The following is an 18,724-nucleotide window of genomic DNA, read 5'->3' on the forward strand; positions in this document are numbered from 1 at the left end:
CGCCAAGGAAAAGACCGCAGGGTAAAAGACATTGCGGCCCCGCCTGCGGTAGCTTAGTTTCCGGGCGAGCAACCCAATATGGCAGCAGCACCGTAATTCCTGGGCAGGCAGAGGTTTCAATGACCCGTTTCGGCACCGCATTCACGCTTTCCGCACTTCTGGCACTGGCCGCACCGGCGCTGGCCCAGGAGAGTGACGTCATAACCACCCAGGACGAAATCGGCGGTGTCTACCAAGGCACCTTTAGGGGCGGGCTGCAGCATGGCACCGGCACTTACAAGCTGCCAAGCGGCTATGAATACACCGGTGAATGGGTCGATGGTGAAGTGCGCGGCCAAGGCGTGGCACGCTTTCCGGACGGCTCGGTCTATGAGGGCGGGTTTGCGCAAGGCAAGCCGCACGGGCTGGGCAAACTGACCCGCGCCGACGGCAGCACCTATGAGGGCGGCTGGCAGGATGGGCAAATCCATGGCGACGGCACCTCGGTCTATGCCAGCGGCGTGCGGTATCACGGCAGCTTTGCCGATGGTAAGCGGCACGGCAAGGGCGCAATGTCCTCTCCCGACGGCTATTCCTATGACGGCGATTGGGTTGCGGGCCGCCAGCAAGGCCAGGCCAGGATCACCTACGGCGAGGGCACTGTTTACGCGGGCGCTGTGGCTGACGGCCAGTTGCAGGGCCAAGGCAAGCTGGAGACCTCGGACGGGCTGGTCTACGAGGGCGAATGGGCCGCAAGCCAAATGCATGGCACCGGCCGCCTGATGCAGCCCAACGGCGATATCTACGAAGGCGAGCTGCAAAACGGCCGCCGCCATGGCACCGGCAAGCAGACCTATGCCAACGGCGACGTCTACGCCGGTGACTTTCTGGACGATCAGCGCCACGGCATGGGCACTTTCACCGAAAAAGACGGCTACACCTATACCGGCGAATGGGTGAAGGGACAGATCGAAGGCAAAGGCAAAGCGGTCTATCCGGACGGATCGGTTTATGAGGGGGACTTCCGGGACGACCTGGCTGAGGGTCAGGGCAAGATCACCTATCCCGACGGCTCCACCTACCAAGGCGCTTGGATGGCTGGCGTGATCGAGGGCAAAGGCACCGCGACCTACCCCAACGGCATCACCTATACCGGGGACTTCCAGAATGCCAAGAACCACGGCCAGGGTGTCATGACCTATGCCGACGGTTACCGGTACGAGGGCGGCTGGCAGAACGGGCAGCGCCATGGCGACGCCAAGGTGACCTATGCCGACGGCTCGGTCTATACCGGTGCGTTTGCGGACAGCCAGCGGCACGGCCAGGGCAAGATCGAAATGCCCGACGGCTTCATCTACGAGGGCAGCTGGCAAGAGGGTAAGATCTTTGGCGACGGTGTCGCGACCTATGCCAATGGCGACGTCTATGAGGGCAGTTTTGTCAACGGCAAGCGGCAGGGGCCGGGCACGATGAAATACGCCAGCGGCCAGCAGGCGGACGGCACCTGGGAAAACGGCGCGCTGATGAGCCGCGAGGCCGGGGACGCCGCGCAGACCGAGTAAGCCAGGCGGGATTTCCAGATCGGAATTCAGGCGCGCCGGAGTGGCGCGCCTTTGCCATTTCAGCCGATACGGATGCGGCTCAGGTGATCGGGCATTGCCACGCCTTCCAGATTGGCAGGGTCCGGCTGCGGCGGCTTCAGCTCCAGTGCCATCGGCACCACCCCGGCCCAGATCGGCAGCGCGTAATCCTCCTCGTCGTCCTTGGGCGGGCCAGAGCGGATCTTGGCGGCGCCTTCCTTGATCGGCATGCGCAGCAGGGCTGTTGCTTTCAGCTCCTGCCCGGTCATCGGGCGCAGCGCGTCCCAGCGGCCGGGAAAGATGTGGTCCACCATCGTTTTCAGGCTGGCCGCCTTAGCGTCTTCATCCGCCACCTTCTCAGCCACCCCGAACAGCATGGCAGAGCGGAAATTGACCGAATGGTGAAAGGCCGAACGCGCCAGCACGTAGCCATCCATGCAGGTAACAGTCAGGCAGACCTCGGCCCCTTCCATCGCGCGGATTGCCCGGCTGGCGGCAGAGCCGTGCCAATAGACGTGATCGCCCTCGCGCCATTGCAGCGTCGGCAGTACCGACGTGCTGCCATTGATTTGATAGCCGATATGGCCAAGCGGCATGGCATCCAGCACCTGATACACGGCTTCGCGGTCGTATAACCCGCGTTCATGCGCGCGGCGCAGGCGGCTGCGTTCGGATTTCAAGGCGGTTTCCACTTCGGACTGGCACATCGGCTGATCTCTTGTTCCTGATTGTCTTTTCACGACAGCTATGCGCAAATTGGCCTATGATTAAGCTCCAGTTTCTTGCAAAACGAGCAGTCCACTATGATTGATCTGTCCGGTATGCTCTCCGGTACAAAGGCTGAACCGCTGTATCAGCAGATCGTCACGGCACTGCGCGGGCGGATTAGTGAAGGCAGCCTGGCGATCGGCACCCGGCTGCCGTCATCGCGGGCGCTGGCGCAGGATCTGGGGGTGGCACGCTCCACTGTGGTGACGGCCTATGATCAATTGGTGGCCGAAGGTTTCGCCGAACCCCGGCGCGGCGCGGGGATCTTTGTTTGCGATGTCGCCCCGATCCGCCCGCCGGCGGCCCCCTCCCGGTCCCTTCCCGCAATGACAGCGCCAGCTCCGGGGATGCTGCTGCCCGGCGCGCCGGATCCGGCGGTGTTTCCGGCGCGGCCCTGGGCGCGCTGTGTTTCACGTGTGGCAAGGATGGATCCGCTAAGCCTCAGCCACCAGGAAGATGCCTTTGGCGATCCTGAGCTGCGCCGCGAGATCGCCGCCTATGCAGCCCGCTGGCGGGGGATCGAGTGCAGCGCCGAACAGGTTCTGGTCACCAGCGGCGCCCGCGAAGCGCTGGAACTGACGATGGACTTCCTGGTTGGCGGCGAGGACATCGCACTGGAGGCACCCGGTTTCACCCCGACGCAGCGGTTTGCCCTGTCGCGCGGCTGGGAGGTGCGCTGGCTGCGGGCCGGGGAACGCGGCGCGGCAGTGCCGCCGCAGATGGCCAAGGTCACGCTGTTGACCCCGTCGCATCAGTTCCCGCTCGGCGGCACCCTCCCCGTCCCGCAGCGGCAGGCCTTTCTGCAAGCGGCCAAGGACCGGGACGGCTGGATCATCGAAGATGATTTCGACAGTGAGTTCCGCTATTCCGGGCAGCCGGTTCCCGCCATGGCCGCGCTCGACCGTGAGGGGCGCTGCATCTATGCGGGCACATTTTCCAAAACATTCTCCCACGCACTGCGTCTGGGATATGCGATTCTGCCGCCCGCGCTGGTGCCAGAGTTCCGCGCCCAGTTTATCCACCCCAGTGCAGGCGCCGCGATCACCGCGCAGCGGCCCCTGGCTGAGTTCATGGCCTCAGGGCAGTACGACCGCCACATCCGCCGCGCCCGCAGGCTTTATGCCGAACGTTACTCTGCGGCGGCGGAGGCTCTGTCAGCATGGCCAGAGGATTTGGGCTCCTTCCAGCGCCACAATGCCGGGATGCAGATCGCCTTTCATCTGGCCGGCAAGCGATGCGACACGCAGATCTGCCGCGATGCTGCCGAAGCGGGATTCGCCGTCCGGCCTTTGTCCCCGCATGATCCAGCCAAACGGTCACAGGGGCTGCTGATCGGATTTTGCCAAAGCTGCGCCGATGTGCTGCCCGGCCAAATCGGAACGCTGCGCCGGATCGTAGAGCAAAGCTGAAATTCTCTGCCTATGGGCTTTTCATTTACCATTGCCTCTGTATAAATCCCTGCATGACCATTTGCGCAGATATCCCCTTTGCCGACGCCGCGTCCCGCGGTGCCGCTCTGCGCGCCCTACTGATCCTAGCCCGCCTCTGAGCGTGCCCTTCCGGCGCGCCCGCTCAGAGGATTGCCGCACGCGCGCCACGATAGGCTTATGATGCCCCAAAGGGCTTAGGACAGAGACAAGAGATACCGACATGACCAACAATTCCCCGACTGCCGGCGCAAATTCCGGCGACAAATCCCGTGTTGTCATTTTCGACACAACCCTGCGCGACGGCGAGCAAAGCCCCGGCGCCACCATGACCCATGACGAGAAGCTGGAGATTGCCGGGCTTCTGGACGATATGGGCGTCGACATCATCGAGGCCGGCTTTCCGATTGCCTCCGAGGGCGACTTCCGCGCGGTTTCCGAGATTGCGGAACGCTCGAAGAACTCGGTGATCTGCGGTCTGGCCCGCGCCAGCTTCAAAGACATCGACCGCTGCGCCGAGGCCGTGCGCAAGGCCGCGCAGCCGCGCATCCATACCTTTATCGGCACCTCAGCCCTGCACCGCGCCATCCCGAACCTGACCATGGACGAGATGGCCGATAAGATCCACGAAACGGTCACCCATGCCCGCAACCTGGTGGACAACGTGCAGTGGTCGCCGATGGATGCGACCCGGACCGAGTGGGATTACCTGTGCCGGGTGATCGAAATCGCGATCAAGGCGGGTGCGACCACCATCAACATCCCCGACACTGTAGGCTATACCGCGCCTGCGGAAAGCGCCGATCTGATCAAGCGCCTGATCGAGACCGTGCCGGGTGCGGATGAGGTGGTCTTTGCCACCCATTGCCACAACGACCTTGGCATGGCGACTGCCAATGCGCTGGCCGCAGTTGCGGGCGGTGCGCGCCAGATCGAATGCACCATCAACGGCCTTGGCGAACGGGCCGGCAACACCGCCCTGGAAGAGGTGGTGATGGCCCTGAAAACGCGCAATGACATCATGCCTTGGCACACCGGCATCGACACCACCAAGATCATGCATATCTCGCGCCGGGTCTCGACAGTGTCCGGCTTTGTGGTGCAGCCGAACAAGGCGATTGTCGGCAAGAACGCCTTTGCGCATGAGTCCGGCATCCACCAGGACGGGATGCTGAAGAACCGCGAAAACTTTGAAATTATGCGGCCCGAGGATGTGGGCCTCTCCGGCACCTCGCTGCCGCTTGGCAAACACTCGGGCCGCGCCGCGCTGCGTGATAAGCTGGAGCACCTTGGCTATGAAGTTGGTGACAACCAGCTGAAGGATGTCTTCGTCCGCTTCAAGGAACTGGCCGACCGCAAAAAGGAAGTGTTTGATGACGACCTCATAGCGCTGATGCGCACTGGTGTGGACGCCGAGAATGACTACCTGAAAGTGGTCTCGATGAAGGTCGTCTGCGGCACCGGCGGCCCGGCGGAAGCCACCCTTGAGATGGAGATCGACGGCAAGGACGTCACCGAGACGGCTGAGGGCGACGGCCCGGTTGATGCGACCTTCAAGGCGATCCGCATGATCCACCCGAACTCTGCCCGTCTGCAGCTGTATCAGGTGCATGCGGTGACCGAAGGCACCGATGCGCAGGCAACTGTGTCAGTGCGGCTGGAGGAAGACGGTATCATCGCCACCGGCGAAAGCGCCAATACAGATACGGTGGTGGCGTCTGCCAAGGCCTATGTGAACGCGCTGAACCGCCTGATCGTGCGCCGCGGCCGGGTTGGCGAAGGCGCTGACGCCCGCGAGATTTCCTACAAAGATCTGGCTTGATCCAAGGCTGGACAGACAGGACAAACAGAGGGCGCCCGCTGCGGCGCCCTTTCTTGTTCAATGCGAAATCTCTGGCAGAACGGGGCAGCCGGTACGCGGTTACTTGCGGGAAACGCCCTTGAACAGCGCCAACAGCCGGGCGGTTTCGTCTTCGATCCCAAAGGGGGCGTTGACCACAAACATGCCGCTGCCGATCATCCGGTGCCCGTCCCGGACCGGTGGGAAAGCCACTTCATGCCGCAATGCGCCAGGCAGAGCCTGTGCCTCCAGCGCATTGAGCATCTGCTTGTGCGGGCCATCCTTGAGGACCGGATACCACAAGGCGATGATCCCCACATTCCACTTTTTGTGCAGCTGGCCGATGATGCCGGGGATGCGGGCGTAATCGGTTTTGATCTCGTAACTCGGGTCGATCAGCATGAGGCCGCGGCGGGGTGTTGGCGGCGCCAGTGACATGGCCAGCTCAAACCCGTCCTGCTGATGCACCTTGGCTTTCCAGGGTCTCAGCGCGGCGCGCAGGGCGGCATGTTCCTGCGGGTGCAGTTCTGCAAAATGCATCGCGTCGCCCGGGCGCAGCAAAGAGGCCGCAACCAGCGGCGACCCGGGATAGGCAGTCCCGCCATGCCGATTGCGGGTTTCCGTCAGAGCATGGTGCAGCGGGTGATCCGCTGCCAGGCCCTGGTCCGCCAGAATACGGGTGATGCCCTGCTCCGCCTCGCCGGTCTTGACCGCCTCAGCCGCGTCCAGCTGATAGAGGCCCCGGCCCGCATGTGTCTCAATATAGCTGAGCGGTTTGTCCTTGCGGGTGAGGTAGGCCAGCATCCAGGCAAGCAATGCGTGCTTTTGGACATCGGCCAGGTTCCCGGCATGGTATATGTGCTGATAAGAGAGCATAGGCCCCCTCTAGCGGCAATTACCGCAGGGCGGAAGGGGCAGCGGACGCAGGATAAACGGAATCTCAACCCCGATGGGGCAGACTGCAGTCAGTCGAGATACCGCAGAATGCAGGTCCCTATGCCCCTCAGAACGAGCGCCGTTGCCCTCTTCCTTACAATTCTGGCTATGATGCTGTGCGCCGCGGCGGCAGTAAGCGCGCAGGGGTATTCGCTGGTTGGCAACCAGTTTTTCCTGCACAAAGCCTCTGCCCCGCAGCCCGGCGCAGCGCCGGGTCCGGCGCCTCAGGCGCTGGCCAGCATTTTACCCGACACTCTGCCTGGTGCAGATCCCGGGCGCGGCGCGGTCTCGCTTGATCCCGGTGCCGCCAGCCTGTTCCGCGGCCGCAGCGGCGGCAGCCTGTTCGCCCCGCTCCTCAGCGCGCCGCCAAGCGTAAGCCGCCTGCTGTCGCTGATCGCCAGTGCCGAGGCAGGCAAGGCAAATTATGATGCCGTGCAGCACGGCGCCAAACGCAAGCCGCCGAAGAAACCCACGCAGATGACTGTTGCCGAGATCAACGCCTGGATCAAAGCAACGCCGGGACAGCCCCATGCCATCGGGCGCTACCAGCTGATCCCCGCAACATTCCGGCGGCTGGTCAAGCATCAGGGCGTGAAACCGCAGGCCCGCTTCTCGCCCGAGCTGCAGGATCAGCTGGCGCATCAGCTGATCGAAGAAGCCGGCTACAGCGCTTTCCTGCAGGCAGAGATGCCGCGCAAGACCTTCATGCTGAACCTGGCCAAGATCTGGGCCGGGCTGCCGACCTCCAGCGGCAAATCCTATTATGAGGGTTATGCCGGCAACAGCGCCAGCCTGACCTGGTCGCATTTTGACGCTGAAATGAAGCGGATCTTCTCCAGCTGAGCTGATCCCGCTGCTGCCGGTTCAGGCGGGGTTCTGCGCCCGTTCTGGCCTGACCGCTTGGACGGGGCCTGTTATGACGCCGTGGACTTGGCGGAAAGGCGCTGTTTCACCATAATACGCCCTTTCGCGGCATCGCACTGGCGCTTATAAGGTTGGTGCTGGCGGCTCCTCCGGGAGTCGCCTAAGGTACAATGGCAGCACTCACAGGATCCCTTCTATATGGCGCTTTTCGGAAACTTGGGCGGCCTGTTCTCCTCGGACATGGCCATCGACCTCGGCACTGCGAACACGCTGGTTTACGTCAAGGGCCGCGGTGTCATTCTTTCCGAACCGTCGGTAGTGGCCTATCACGTCAAGGATGGCGTCAAGAAGGTGCTGGCGGTGGGCGAAGACGCTAAGCTGATGCTGGGCCGCACCCCCGGCTCGATCGAGGCGATCCGGCCGATGCGCGAAGGCGTGATTGCCGATTTCGACACCGCCGAAGAAATGATCAAGCATTTCATCCGCAAGGTGCATAAGCGGTCGACTTTCTCCAAGCCGAAAATCATCGTCTGCGTGCCGCATGGTGCCACCCCGGTTGAAAAACGCGCGATCCGCCAATCGGTGCTGTCCGCAGGCGCGCGCCGCGCCGGGCTGATTGCCGAACCGATTGCCGCAGCCATCGGTGCAGGCATGCCGATCACCGATCCGACCGGCAACATGGTTGTCGATATCGGCGGCGGCACCACCGAGGTGGCGGTTCTGTCATTGGGTGATATCGTCTATGCACGTTCCGTCCGCGTCGGCGGCGACCGTATGGACGAGGCGATCATCAGCTACCTGCGCCGCCAGCAGAACCTGCTGGTCGGTGAAGCCACTGCGGAACGCATCAAGACTTCCATCGGTACCGCCCGGATGCCCGACGACGGCCGCGGCCAGTCGATGCAGATCCGCGGCCGCGACCTGCTGAACGGCGTGCCGAAGGAAATCGAGATTTCCCAGGCCCAAGTGGCCGAGGCGCTGGCCGAACCGGTGCAGCAGATCTGCGAGGCGGTGATGACCGCGCTGGAAACCACCCCGCCGGATCTGGCCGCCGACATCGTCGACCGCGGCGTGATGCTGACAGGCGGCGGCGCGCTGCTGGGTGATCTGGATCTGGCATTGCGCGAACAGACCGGCCTGGCCGTATCCATCGCCGACGAAAGCCTCAACTGCGTGGCGCTGGGGACCGGCAAGGCGCTGGAATACGAAAAGCAGCTGGCCCACGCCATCGACTACGACAGCTAAACGCCCCTGACCGCCTGTATGGCGCCAGCTGACAACGGGCTGGAGGGGCGGCTGGAAGGAGAGACGTGGCAAAGGACAAGTCACAGCGCGACGATTATGCAACCCCGCTGCGGCGTCTGCTGACAGCGGTTTTGTGCCTGTGCCTGGCTGCTGTGTTCATCGTCTGGCGGATCGACAGCCCGCGCGTGGAACGATTTCGCGCCCAGGTGGCTGACCGGGTAGTGCCCAGCATGGACTGGGCCATGGTGCCGGTCACCGCCGCCGTCAATCTGGTGCGCGACTTCCAAAGCTATCAGCGGTTGGCCGAGCAAAACCGGGAGCTGCGCAGCGAGTTGCGGCAAATGCGGGCCTGGAAAGAGGCGGCGCTGCAGCTGGAACAGGAAAACGCCCGCCTGCTGGACTTCAACAACGTGCGGCTGGACCCGCAGCTGACCTATATCACCGGGGTGGTGATGGCCGACAGCGGCTCACCCTTCCGGCAATCGGTGCTGCTGAATGTGGGCAGCCGCGACGGGGTGCATGACGGCTGGGCGGCGATGGACGGGATCGGGCTGGTGGGCCGGATTTCCGGCACCGGGCGCGACACGGCGCGGGTGATCCTGCTGACCGATGCCGCCAGCGCTGTTCCGGCCACCATTCAACCGTCCGGCCAGACCTCTCTGGTCACCGGTGACAACAGCGCCGCGCCAGTGCTGAGTTTTCTGGAAAATCCCGACCTTGTGCGGCCCGGCGACCGGGTGATCTCCTCCGGTGACGGATCTGTCTTTCCAGCGGGCCTGCTGATCGGCCAGGTGGCCAAGGACCGCTCGGGCCGGATGCGGGTGCGGCTGTCCGCCGATTACAGCCGGCTGGAGTTTCTGCGGGTGCTGCGCCACCACGGCACCGAGGTGATCCAGGATCCCGGCGGGTTGGTCGGAGCAGCCCCGGGTGACCCGGTTCCGCAGCCGCGTCCCGAAGGGCTGGGTGGCGGCAGCGCCGAAGGCACGGTTGAGGCCGGCAATGGCTAACACCTCGCCCGCCCGGATCTGGGCTATGCGCGCAGCCTTTCCCGCTCTGGCGCTGCTGATCATGTTTTTTCACCTGCTGCCGTTGAACACCGAGCCGAGGTTCTGGGCGCCGCCGGATTTCCTGCTGCTGCTGGCAATCACCTGGTCGCTGCGGCGGCCCGATTTTGTGCCTGCGCTGTCGATTGCGCTGGTCATGCTGCTGGCCGATCTGCTGTTTCATCGCCCGCCTGGATTGCTGGCGCTGCTGACGGTGCTGGCCTGCGAATTTCTAAAGGCGCGTGCGGCCCCGCACCGGGAAAGCACCTTCGTCAGCGAATGGCTGGCAGCCGGCGTGACCCTGATCGGGATGGCCGTTTTGAACCGGCTGGTTCTTGTGGTGTTTGGCGTGGCGCAAGCGCCGCTTAGCCTGACCGTGATCCAGATTGTGATGACCATCGCCGCCTATCCGCTGGCAGTTTGGGTCAGCCAGGCTATTCTGGGTGTGCGCAAATTGTCCCCTTCCGAAGCCGAAACCCTGATGAGCCGCCGATGAAACGCAATTCCAAGGATCTGGACGTCTCTCATGGCAAGATGACCCGGCGGGCACTGCTGCTGGGCGGGCTGCAGGTGGCCTTTGCCGGCGGGCTGGCAGCAAGGATGCGTTTTCTGCAGGTGGATCAAGCGGATGAATTCCGCCTGCTGGCCGAGGAAAACCGGATCAACATCCGCCTGCTGCCGCCTGCCCGCGGGCAGATCTTCGACCGCAACGGATTGATCATCGCGCAGAACTCCCCCTCCTACCGGATTACCGTGGTGCCCGAGGATGCCGGCGATGTGGAGGCGGTGATTGATAAGCTGTCGAGCCTGCTGCCGCTGGACCCGGAAGACCTGGAGCGCGCCCGCACCGAGATGCGACGGTCGCCACCATTCCTGCCGATCACCCTGGCCGACCGGATCGGCTGGGAGGATATCTCCAAGGTGGCGGTGAACGCCCCCGCCCTGCCGGGTGTAACCCCCGAGGTCGGCCTGACGCGGATTTATCCGCAGCTTGGTGATTTCGCGCATGTAGTGGGCTATGTCGGGCCAGTGTCCGACTATGACCTGAGCAAGATGGAAGACCCCGAGCCGGTGCTGCTGATCCCGCGCTTCCAGATCGGCAAGGTTGGATTTGAGGCCAAGCGCGAGGATGTGCTGCGCGGCAAGGCCGGTGCCAAGCGGGTCGAAGTGAACGCCACCGGCCGGGTGATGCGTGAACTGGACCGGCGCGAGGGCATATCCGGTGCAGACATGCAGCTGACTACTGACGCGGAGCTGCAAAACTACGTGCAGGCCCGGCTGGGCCGGGAAAGCGCCGCAGCGGTGGTGATTGACTGCGAAGACGGCGATATCCGTGCAATCTGCTCTTCCCCCAGTTTCGACCCCAATCTGTTTGTGCGGGGCATCTCGGTCGCTGACTACCGGATGCTGACCGAGGACAACTACCGCCCGCTCTCCAACAAGACAGTGCAGGGCACCTACCCGCCGGGTTCCACCTTCAAGATGATCACCGCGCTGGCGGCGTTGGAACAGGGCGTGATCGGGCCGGACGAAACCGTCTGGTGCCCGGGCCATCTGAAAGTTGCCGGCCGCCGCTTTCATTGCTGGAAACGGGCAGGCCACGGGCATGTGGATCTCAACACTTCGCTGAAACGGTCCTGCGATGTTTATTACTACGACGTGGCGATCAAGACCGGGATCGACAATATCTCGGCGATGGCCAACAAATTCGGGCTGGGCATCAGGCACGATTTGCCGATGTCGGCTGTGGCCCAGGGGATTACGCCGACCAAGGAATGGAAAGCGCGTTCCTATGGCAAGGACTGGCTGATCGGCGACACCGCCAACTCCTCAATCGGTCAGGGTTTCACGCTTGCCTCGCCGTTACAGCTGGCGGTAATGACGGCGCGGATCGCCACCGGTCGCAGCGTGACGCCGCGGCTGCTGAAATCGCTCGACGGGGTGGAACTGCCCAGTGGCGCGGGCGAGCCCTTGGATGTCAGCGAAAACAGCCTGCGCATGGTGCGGCGCGGCATGTATTCGGTCAGCAATGACCGCCGGGGCACCGGCTACCGCTCCCGAATCATCGCTGACAACATACGGATGGCCGGCAAAAGCGGCACCAGCCAGGTGCGCAACATCACCGCCGCCGAACGGGCCGCAGGGGTGATCCGCAACGAGGACCTGCCCTGGGACCGGCGCGACCATGCGCTGTACGTCTGTTTTGCTCCCTATGACAAGCCGAAATACGCGGTGGCCGTGGTGGTTGAACATGGCGGCGGCGGCTCCAGAGCTGCGGCGCCGATTGCCCGCGACGTGCTGCTGCAGGCGCTTTACGATGGAACCCCGCCGCTGGAGGCCTACCCCAAGGGAGACCGGAGCCGGATCAAGGCGCAGCAGGAACGGCTGGAGCGCGAGCGCGTCAAGCGCCCCCTGGGCAGCAGGAGCAGCAAGGCATGAGCTATCTGGAGTATCACGCCAAATCGACACCCTCCGGCCTGCGCAAAATACTGTATCTTAACTGGGGGCTGACCCTGCTGCTGATCACAGTGTCCAGCGTCGGCTTTCTGATGCTCTATTCGGTGGCCGGCGGCTCGTTCAGCCCCTGGGTCGAACCGCAGGTCAAACGCTTTGCCCTGGGCCTGGGCGTCATGTTTGTGGTGGCAATGATCCCGATCTGGTTCTGGCGCAATGTGTCGGTGCTGGCCTATCTGGGATCTTTGGCGCTGCTGGTCGCGGTGGAGCTGTTCGGCACCGTCGGCATGGGCGCACAGCGCTGGATCGACATCGGTTTCATGCGGCTGCAACCCTCCGAGGTGACCAAGATCGCGCTGGTCATGCTGCTGGCCGCCTATTACGACTGGTTGCCGCCCGAGAAGACCTCGCGTCCCTTGTGGGTGCTGCTGCCAGTGTTCCTGATCCTGCTGCCAACGGCACTGGTGCTGAAACAGCCGGACCTTGGCACCTCGATCCTGCTGATGGCCGCCGGCGGCGGGGTGATGTTCCTGGCCGGTGTTCACTGGGCTTATTTCGTTGCGGTGATCGCAGCCGGCGTGGGGCTGGTCAGCGCGGTATTTCAAAGCCGCGGCACCGAATGGCAGTTGTTGAAGGACTACCAGTTCCGCCGCATCGACACTTTTATGGACCCCTCGCAGGATCCGTTAGGCGCGGGCTATCACATCACCCAGTCGCAGATTGCGCTGGGATCCGGCGGCTGGTCCGGACGGGGCTTCATGCAGGGCACGCAATCGCGGCTGAACTTCCTGCCGGAGAAACACACCGACTTCATCTTTACCACCCTGGCGGAAGAGTTCGGCTTCATCGGCGGCGTTACCCTGCTGTTCATTTACATGCTGATCATCCTGTTCTGCATTGCTTCGGCGATTGCCGCCAAAGACCGGTTTTCTTCGCTGGTGATCCTGGGCATTGCCATCACCTTTTTCCTGTTCTTTGCCGTCAACATGTCGATGGTGATGGGGCTGGCACCAGTGGTCGGCGTGCCGCTGCCGATGGTCTCATACGGCGGTTCGGCAATGCTTGTGCTGCTCGGGGCCTTCGGCATTGTGCAAAGCGCCCATATCCACCGCCCGCGCCAATCCTCGCGCTGAAGATCAGGGAGTTTCCATGACCGCCAATGTCCTGTTTGCCGGCCGCGCCGATGCCTGGCCCGTTTACCAGCCGCTGCTGAACGCGGAATTCGCCCGTTTGGGTCTGGATGCCGAACTGCGTAATGATTTCGCTCCGGAAGAGGTGGATTACATCGTCTTTGCGCCCAGCGGACCCATCAGCGACTTCACCCGCTTTGATCGCTTAAAGGCCGTGCTGAGCCTTTGGGCGGGCGTGGAAAAGGTCGTGCCCGCCGTGCCTGCCTCCGTGCCGCTCACGCGGATGGTGGATAGCGGGCTGGAGCAGGGCATGACCGAATGGGTGGTTGGCCACACTCTGCGCTATCACCTTGGAATGGACGCGCATATCCTTGGGCAAAACGGACAATGGGAACCAAAGGCGCCGCCGCTGGCCAAGGACCGCCATGTGACCGTACTGGGTCTGGGCGCCCTTGGAACTGCTTCGGCCAAAGCGCTGTCAGCCCTGGGATTTCAGGTGTCAGGCTGGAGCCGGTCGCAAAAAGAAATCGAAAGCGTCACCTGCCACGCCGGGCCTAAGGGTATGAAGGATGCGCTGGCGCAAGCGGAAATTGTGATCCTGCTGCTGCCCGACACACCCGCCACCGAAAACACGCTGAATGCGGAGACGCTTGGCTGGCTGCCCAAAGGGGCAAAGATCATTAACCCGGGCCGCGGACCGCTGATAGATGATGACGCCCTCCTGGCAGCACTCGGCAGCGGCCGGATCGGGCATGCAACTCTGGATGTGTTCCGCGTTGAGCCGCTGCCGCCGGAGCATCCCTTTTGGGCGCACCCAAATGTGACAGTTACTCCGCATATTGCCTCGGAAACCCGCGAAAGCACGGCTGCCGAAGTGATCGCCGGGAACATCCGCCGCGCCGAGGCTGGAGAGCCGCTGCTGCATTTGGTGGACCGCAGCCTCGGTTATTAGGACGGGGCTTTGCCCCCTGCGCCTGTCGGCGCATTCCCCCAGAGTATTTTCGGCCAGAAAGAAGCCCGGGGTCTATCGCTTCTTTCTGGTCCTAAATACCCATTTCAGGGGCATCGCCCTGCGCAATGCCGGCTATTGTGCGGTCAAGCCGCGGCCTTGCAGCAGCGCTTCCACACCGGGCAACCGCCCGCGGAACGCCGTGTAAAGCTCAGCCGGGTCAACCGAACCGCCAGTGGATAGAATATGCGCCTCCAATGCCTTGGCGCGTTCGGCATCAAAGGCACCGCCTGCTTCCTCAAAGGCTGCAAAGGCGTCGGCATCCATCACCTCAGACCACATGTAGCTGTAATAGCCCGAGGAATAGCCGTCTCCGGCAAAGACATGGGCGAAATGCGGGGTGGCGTGACGCATGATGATCGCCCGCGGCATCCCGAGTTCTGCGAGCACTTCAGCTTGCTTTGCCATAGGGTCGGAAGGCGCAGGACCGTCGTGAAAGGCCAGATCCACCAGGGCGGAGGCGACATATTCCACCGTCTGGAACCCCATGTCGAAGTTGGCGGCACCCAGCACCTTCTCCAGCATGTCCTGCGGCATCGGTTCGCCGGTTTCCGCGTGGGTGGCAAATTCCTGCAGCACCTCCGGCACTTCCAGCCAGTGTTCATACAGCTGGCTCGGCAGTTCGACAAAATCACGCGCGACCGAGGTGCCCGAGATGCTTTCATAGGTCACATCCGACAGCATTTGATGCAGCGCGTGGCCGAATTCGTGAAACAGGGTGCGGGCGTCGTCCCAGGACAGCAGCGCCGGGTCGCCCTTGGCGAAGTTGCAGACGTTGATCACCACCGGCGCCTGTACCTGCGGGAATTTCGCCTGCTGGCGCATTGCCGAACACCAGGCGCCCGAGCGTTTGGAGCCGCGGGCAAAATAGTCGCCGATGAAGACCGCCACATGGGCACCGTTCCGGGTCACCGTCCAAGCGCGGCAATCCGGGTGGTAGAGCGGCACGTCCAGCGGTGCGAACTCCAACCCGAACAGGCGGTTTGCGCAGGCAAAGCCGGCCTCGATCATCCGGTCAAGCTGCAGGTAAGGTTTCAGCGCCGCTTCATCCAGATCGTGCTCGGCCTTGCGGCGCTTCCCGGCATAGTAGCGCCAGTCCCAGGGTTCCAGGTCACCGTTGATGCCGTCCGCCTGCATCATCGCCGTCAGGACCTTGGCGTCTTCATCGGCGCGGGACTTGGCCGGGCCCCAGACATCCATCAGCAAGCCGCGTACCGCGTCCGGCGTCTTGGCCATTTCGGTTTCCAGTTTGTAGGCAGCGAAATTCTTATACCCCAATAGCCGGGCACGCTCCTCGCGCAGCTGCAGAGTTTCCGCTGCAATGGCGCGGTTGTCGGTTTCGCCGCCGCCCGCACCGCGGGCTGCCCAGGCGTTAAAGGCTGTCTCGCGCAGATCCCGGCGCGGGGAGAACTGCAGGAACGGCGTGATCAAGGACCGCGACAGGGTCACCACCGGGCCGTCCTTGCCCATTTCCTGCCCCGCCGCACGGGCCGCGCTGATCACGAAGTCCGGCAGGCCTTCCAGATCCTCTTCGGTCAGCTCCATGAACCAGCTGCGCTCATCAGCCAGCAAATTCTGAGTGAACTCAGTGCCAAGTGTCGCCAACCGCCCCTTGATCTGCTGCATCCGCGTATCCGCCTCGCCTTCCAGCGCCGCGCCGCCACGGACAAAGCCGCGGTGGGTCAGCATCAGGACGCGCTGCTGCTCCTGCGTCAGATCCAGCACATCGCGCTGATCCCAGACCGCCTTGACCCGTGCATACAGCGCCTTGTTGGCGGTGATCGCCGAGAAATGCGCGGCAAGTTTGGGCGAGAACACCCGCTGCAGTTCCTCGCGCTTGGGGTTGCTGTCGGCGCCTGCCACAGTAAAAAACACACCCAGCACCTGCTCCAACTCACGGCAAGGAGTTTCCAGCGCCTCGATCACATTGGCAAACCCAGGCGCCTCGCTGCTGTTTGCGATGGTGTCGATCTGTGCGGTGTGCGCCGCAAGTGCTTGCTCCAGCGCAGGCGCAAAATCGTCGTCAGAGATGCTGTGGAACGGGGCAATTTCAAACGGCGTGTCCCAGCGGGACAGAAGCGGATTGGACATATACGGGTCTCCTTTGCCGGGAACGCTAACGGGAAAGCCGTGGAGCTGCAATTAGGCTTGCAAATGACTGGGCGCACCAGTCCGGAATTTGCGGACGTCAGTTGGTTCCGACGGCCAAGGGCAACTCTGCAAAGGCATTCAATCCACTGCGATCCACGCCGGTGAAGCGCCGGATCCGGCGACAAGTGCTTTGGCACTACCGCTGCATATGTCCCCGGTGTTTGTCGCCGGTAATGCCGCCGGGTTATCAGTTCAGGACCTTGGAGGCGGTCGCTGGTGGCCCGGAGGGAGATGGCGGGCTGATGGAAAGCTCAGCCCGTCCCGACCCGGCGCAAGAGGCAGAATACCGCACCTATGCCGGCAACGGCTTTTTCACCTGCCCGCCGGACTGGAGGACGCCGAAGACCTGATCGCCGATCGGAACCGGTGGCTCTGACCTTGTGGCACGGGTGGGTCAGCCGCTCGCGCCATCACCTTTGGTCAGCGCTGCTGGCACGATGCGGATCGGAACATCCGCGATATTGGCCGCCCGGGCGATCCGCCACTCGAAACGGCCCATTCTGCCATCGGTATCAATCAATACCACCACCGGCTCCTTACCGGTGATCTCTGCCGCAAATAACGCCTGCTGGATGCTGTCCAGGCTGCTGCGCTTATCGAGGCCGAACTCGATGACCCGGTTATTGTTTTCGCAATCTGTGCGGATCGATGCCGCGCCGCCTGGATAGGTGAACTTATGCACTGTCTCCGGCTGGCCGCCGAACAGGGCGCCGCAGAGCAGCGAAATGAAATAGGCTTCGTTCACAGGGAGGTCTCGTCAGGAGTGCCCGGCGCTGCCGCAGACCGGGCAATCTTGCCGCCTGGCCATGCGGATCTTGCGGGTTTCGCCATAGAGCCCGTCATAGATCAGCATCTCACCTTGCAGAACCGCACCGGCACCGGTGATCTGCTTAACCGCCTCGACTGCCATCATTGACCCGACAACACCGGGCAGCGGGCCGATCACCCCGGCCTCCGAGCAGCTGGGGGCAAGACCGGGCGCCGGTGCCTCGGGGAAAATGCACTGGTAGCAGGGTCCGCCTTTGGCCGGGTGAAAAACGCTCAGCTGGCCTTCCCATTGCGACAGCGCACCAGAGATCAGCGGCTTGCCCAGCGCCACGGCAGTGCGGTTGGCGAGATAACGGGTTTCGAAATTGTCGGTGCCGTCAAGGATCAGATCATACTCTGCAAACAGCTCCTCCGCGGCCTCCCCGGTCAGGCGCCGGTTATAAGGGCGCACGTCGACATAAGGGTTCTGCGCCTGCATCGCGGCCTGGGCTGAAAACACCTTGGGCTTGCCGATGTCTGCGTCGCGATGGATCACCTGTCGCTGCAGGTTGGCATTGTCGACCACGTCATCGTCGATCACCCCGATTGTGCCCGCGCCGGCGGCAGCCAGATACTGCAGCGCAGGCGCGCCCAGCCCGCCGGCACCGATCACCAGTACCTTGGCCTGCTTCAGCTTCTTTTGTCCCGCCCCGCCCAGTTCCCGCAGGACAATATGGCGGGCATAGCGGTCAAGCTCGCTTTTGGTAAAGGTGCTGGCAGGCTGACTCATGTTCGTTTCCTGAGGCTGGGCGCGGGTCTTCAGGGCGGCCACGATACGCGCATAGATACCAGCCACAATGGCAAAACCGCCCAAGAGCAGCCAAGGCGCTGCCGAGCCCCCGGTGCCCTCCCGCAAACCGTGCCCGTCCGGCAGGGTCAGCTGCACCGCCAGTACAGCCGCAAACAGCACTGCCAGCAAACCTAAACGCAGATTGCGCGGCAGGCCAAGGAACCGCCCGCCCCACCAGATCAGCGCTGCCAGGATCAGAATGCGCAGCATCAGCCGCGCCCGGTCGAACCAAAGCCGCCATCGCCGCGGGTGGTGCCGGAGAGTGCTTCCGCACGCTCAAACCGGGCTTGAAGCACCGGCGCCACAACCATCTGCGCGATGCGTTCGCCATGGCGGATTTCAAAGGATTCCTGTCCTGCATTCAAGAGAATCACCCCTAGCGGCCCGCGGTAGTCACTGTCGATTGTGCCGGGCGTGTTGGGCAGAGTGATCCCGTGTTTCAGAGCCAGGCCCGAGCGCGGGCGGATCTGGACCTCGTAGCCTGCGGGAATTTCGATGCGCAGCCCGGTTTGCACCAGTGCCCGCGCCCCCGGTTCAAGCGTCAGCGTGCCCCCGCCCGGCAGGTTAGCGCGCAGATCCGCTCCCGCAGCGCCAGTTGTCTCATATGCCGGCAGCGGCACATCCCGGTCTGCGCCTTCGTCGTGGATCACACGGATTGTTACCATCCCCGTCCCCTGCTTCATCTTTGTTCAAATACTCAA

General features: G+C 63.2%; 16 protein-coding genes. 10 read left to right on the forward strand and 6 right to left on the reverse strand.

What is annotated here, in order from left to right:
* Window positions 1-119 precede the first annotated feature (119 nt).
* The gene (locus K3555_RS17160; RefSeq protein WP_260006393.1) at window positions 120-1,541 is read left to right on the forward strand and encodes an MORN repeat-containing protein; all 1,422 of its coding nucleotides are present in this window, start codon (window positions 120-122) and stop codon (window positions 1,539-1,541) included.
* A 59-nt stretch (window positions 1,542-1,600) separates the two neighbouring features.
* Here the strand turns inward: K3555_RS17160 and K3555_RS17165 are convergent, their stop codons facing one another.
* A complete protein-coding gene (locus tag K3555_RS17165; protein ID WP_260006394.1) occupies window positions 1,601-2,266 on the reverse strand; it encodes a pyridoxamine 5'-phosphate oxidase family protein in 666 nt (221 codons plus the stop codon).
* Between the two features lie 96 nt (window positions 2,267-2,362).
* On the opposite strand from K3555_RS17165, the gene K3555_RS17170 reads away from it, so the two are divergent.
* Together K3555_RS17170 and K3555_RS17175 are read left to right on the forward strand one after the other, a co-directional pair.
* A complete protein-coding gene (locus K3555_RS17170) occupies window positions 2,363-3,736 on the forward strand; it encodes a PLP-dependent aminotransferase family protein (RefSeq protein ID WP_260006395.1) in 1,374 nt (457 codons plus the stop codon).
* A 241-nt stretch (window positions 3,737-3,977) separates the two neighbouring features.
* Window positions 3,978-5,576 carry a 2-isopropylmalate synthase gene (locus tag K3555_RS17175; RefSeq protein ID WP_260006396.1) on the forward strand — a complete coding sequence of 533 codons (1,599 nt, stop codon included), beginning with the start codon at window positions 3,978-3,980 and terminating at the stop codon, window positions 5,574-5,576.
* Between the two features lie 99 nt (window positions 5,577-5,675).
* Here K3555_RS17175 and K3555_RS17180 read toward each other — a convergent pair whose 3' ends face one another.
* Window positions 5,676-6,470, reverse strand: a complete 795-nt coding sequence (locus tag K3555_RS17180; RefSeq protein WP_260006397.1) for a 23S rRNA (adenine(2030)-N(6))-methyltransferase RlmJ — start codon at window positions 6,468-6,470, stop codon at window positions 5,676-5,678.
* Between the two features lie 120 nt (window positions 6,471-6,590).
* Between K3555_RS17180 and K3555_RS17185 the strand changes: the two genes are divergently transcribed.
* The 7 genes from K3555_RS17185 (at window position 6,591) to K3555_RS17215 (ending at window position 14,218) form a co-directional block, all read left to right on the forward strand.
* Window positions 6,591-7,373, forward strand: coding sequence for a hypothetical protein (locus K3555_RS17185; RefSeq protein WP_259997042.1), 783 nt, complete (start codon window positions 6,591-6,593; stop codon window positions 7,371-7,373).
* Window positions 7,374-7,592: 219 nt separating this feature from the next.
* Window positions 7,593-8,639, forward strand: coding sequence for a rod shape-determining protein (locus K3555_RS17190; RefSeq protein WP_027257685.1), 1,047 nt, complete (start codon window positions 7,593-7,595; stop codon window positions 8,637-8,639).
* A 65-nt stretch (window positions 8,640-8,704) separates the two neighbouring features.
* A complete protein-coding gene (gene mreC / locus K3555_RS17195; RefSeq protein WP_260006398.1) occupies window positions 8,705-9,646 on the forward strand; it encodes a rod shape-determining protein MreC in 942 nt (313 codons plus the stop codon).
* Window positions 9,639-10,178, forward strand: coding sequence for a rod shape-determining protein MreD (locus tag K3555_RS17200; protein ID WP_237454976.1), 540 nt, complete (start codon window positions 9,639-9,641; stop codon window positions 10,176-10,178). The genes mreC and K3555_RS17200 overlap by 8 nt, the downstream gene beginning before the upstream one ends.
* Window positions 10,175-12,121 (forward strand): penicillin-binding protein 2, encoded by a 1,947-nt coding sequence (gene mrdA / locus K3555_RS17205; protein ID WP_259987568.1) that lies wholly within the window; start codon window positions 10,175-10,177, stop codon window positions 12,119-12,121. Before K3555_RS17200 ends, mrdA begins: the two co-directional genes overlap by 4 nt.
* Window positions 12,118-13,269, forward strand: coding sequence for a rod shape-determining protein RodA (gene rodA, locus K3555_RS17210; RefSeq protein ID WP_260006399.1), 1,152 nt, complete (start codon window positions 12,118-12,120; stop codon window positions 13,267-13,269). The genes mrdA and rodA overlap by 4 nt, the downstream gene beginning before the upstream one ends.
* Before the next feature lie 16 nt (window positions 13,270-13,285).
* Window positions 13,286-14,218: a glyoxylate/hydroxypyruvate reductase A gene (locus tag K3555_RS17215; protein WP_260006400.1), complete on the forward strand. Its 933-nt coding sequence runs from the start codon at window positions 13,286-13,288 to the stop codon at window positions 14,216-14,218.
* A 132-nt stretch (window positions 14,219-14,350) separates the two neighbouring features.
* Here K3555_RS17215 and K3555_RS17220 read toward each other — a convergent pair whose 3' ends face one another.
* The 4 genes from K3555_RS17220 to dut form a co-directional block, all read right to left on the reverse strand.
* Complete coding sequence (locus K3555_RS17220) at window positions 14,351-16,366, reverse strand: M3 family metallopeptidase (RefSeq protein WP_260006401.1); 2,016 nt, start codon at window positions 16,364-16,366, stop codon at window positions 14,351-14,353.
* Window positions 16,367-16,820: 454 nt separating this feature from the next.
* Window positions 16,821-17,171 carry a hypothetical protein gene (locus K3555_RS17225; RefSeq protein WP_260006402.1) on the reverse strand — a complete coding sequence of 117 codons (351 nt, stop codon included), beginning with the start codon at window positions 17,169-17,171 and terminating at the stop codon, window positions 16,821-16,823.
* A 12-nt stretch (window positions 17,172-17,183) separates the two neighbouring features.
* On the reverse strand, window positions 17,184-18,233 hold the full coding sequence (locus tag K3555_RS17230; protein ID WP_260006403.1) for a HesA/MoeB/ThiF family protein: 1,050 nt from the start codon (window positions 18,231-18,233) through the stop codon (window positions 17,184-17,186).
* Window positions 18,233-18,688, reverse strand: coding sequence for a dUTP diphosphatase (gene dut, locus K3555_RS17235; RefSeq protein ID WP_260006404.1), 456 nt, complete (start codon window positions 18,686-18,688; stop codon window positions 18,233-18,235). Before dut ends, K3555_RS17230 begins: the two co-directional genes overlap by 1 nt.
* Window positions 18,689-18,724 lie beyond the last annotated feature (36 nt).

Origin of the sequence: Leisingera sp. M527 (genome assembly GCF_025141525.1) — a bacterium.
In the GTDB taxonomy this organism is placed as follows: Bacteria; Pseudomonadota; Alphaproteobacteria; order Rhodobacterales; family Rhodobacteraceae; genus Leisingera.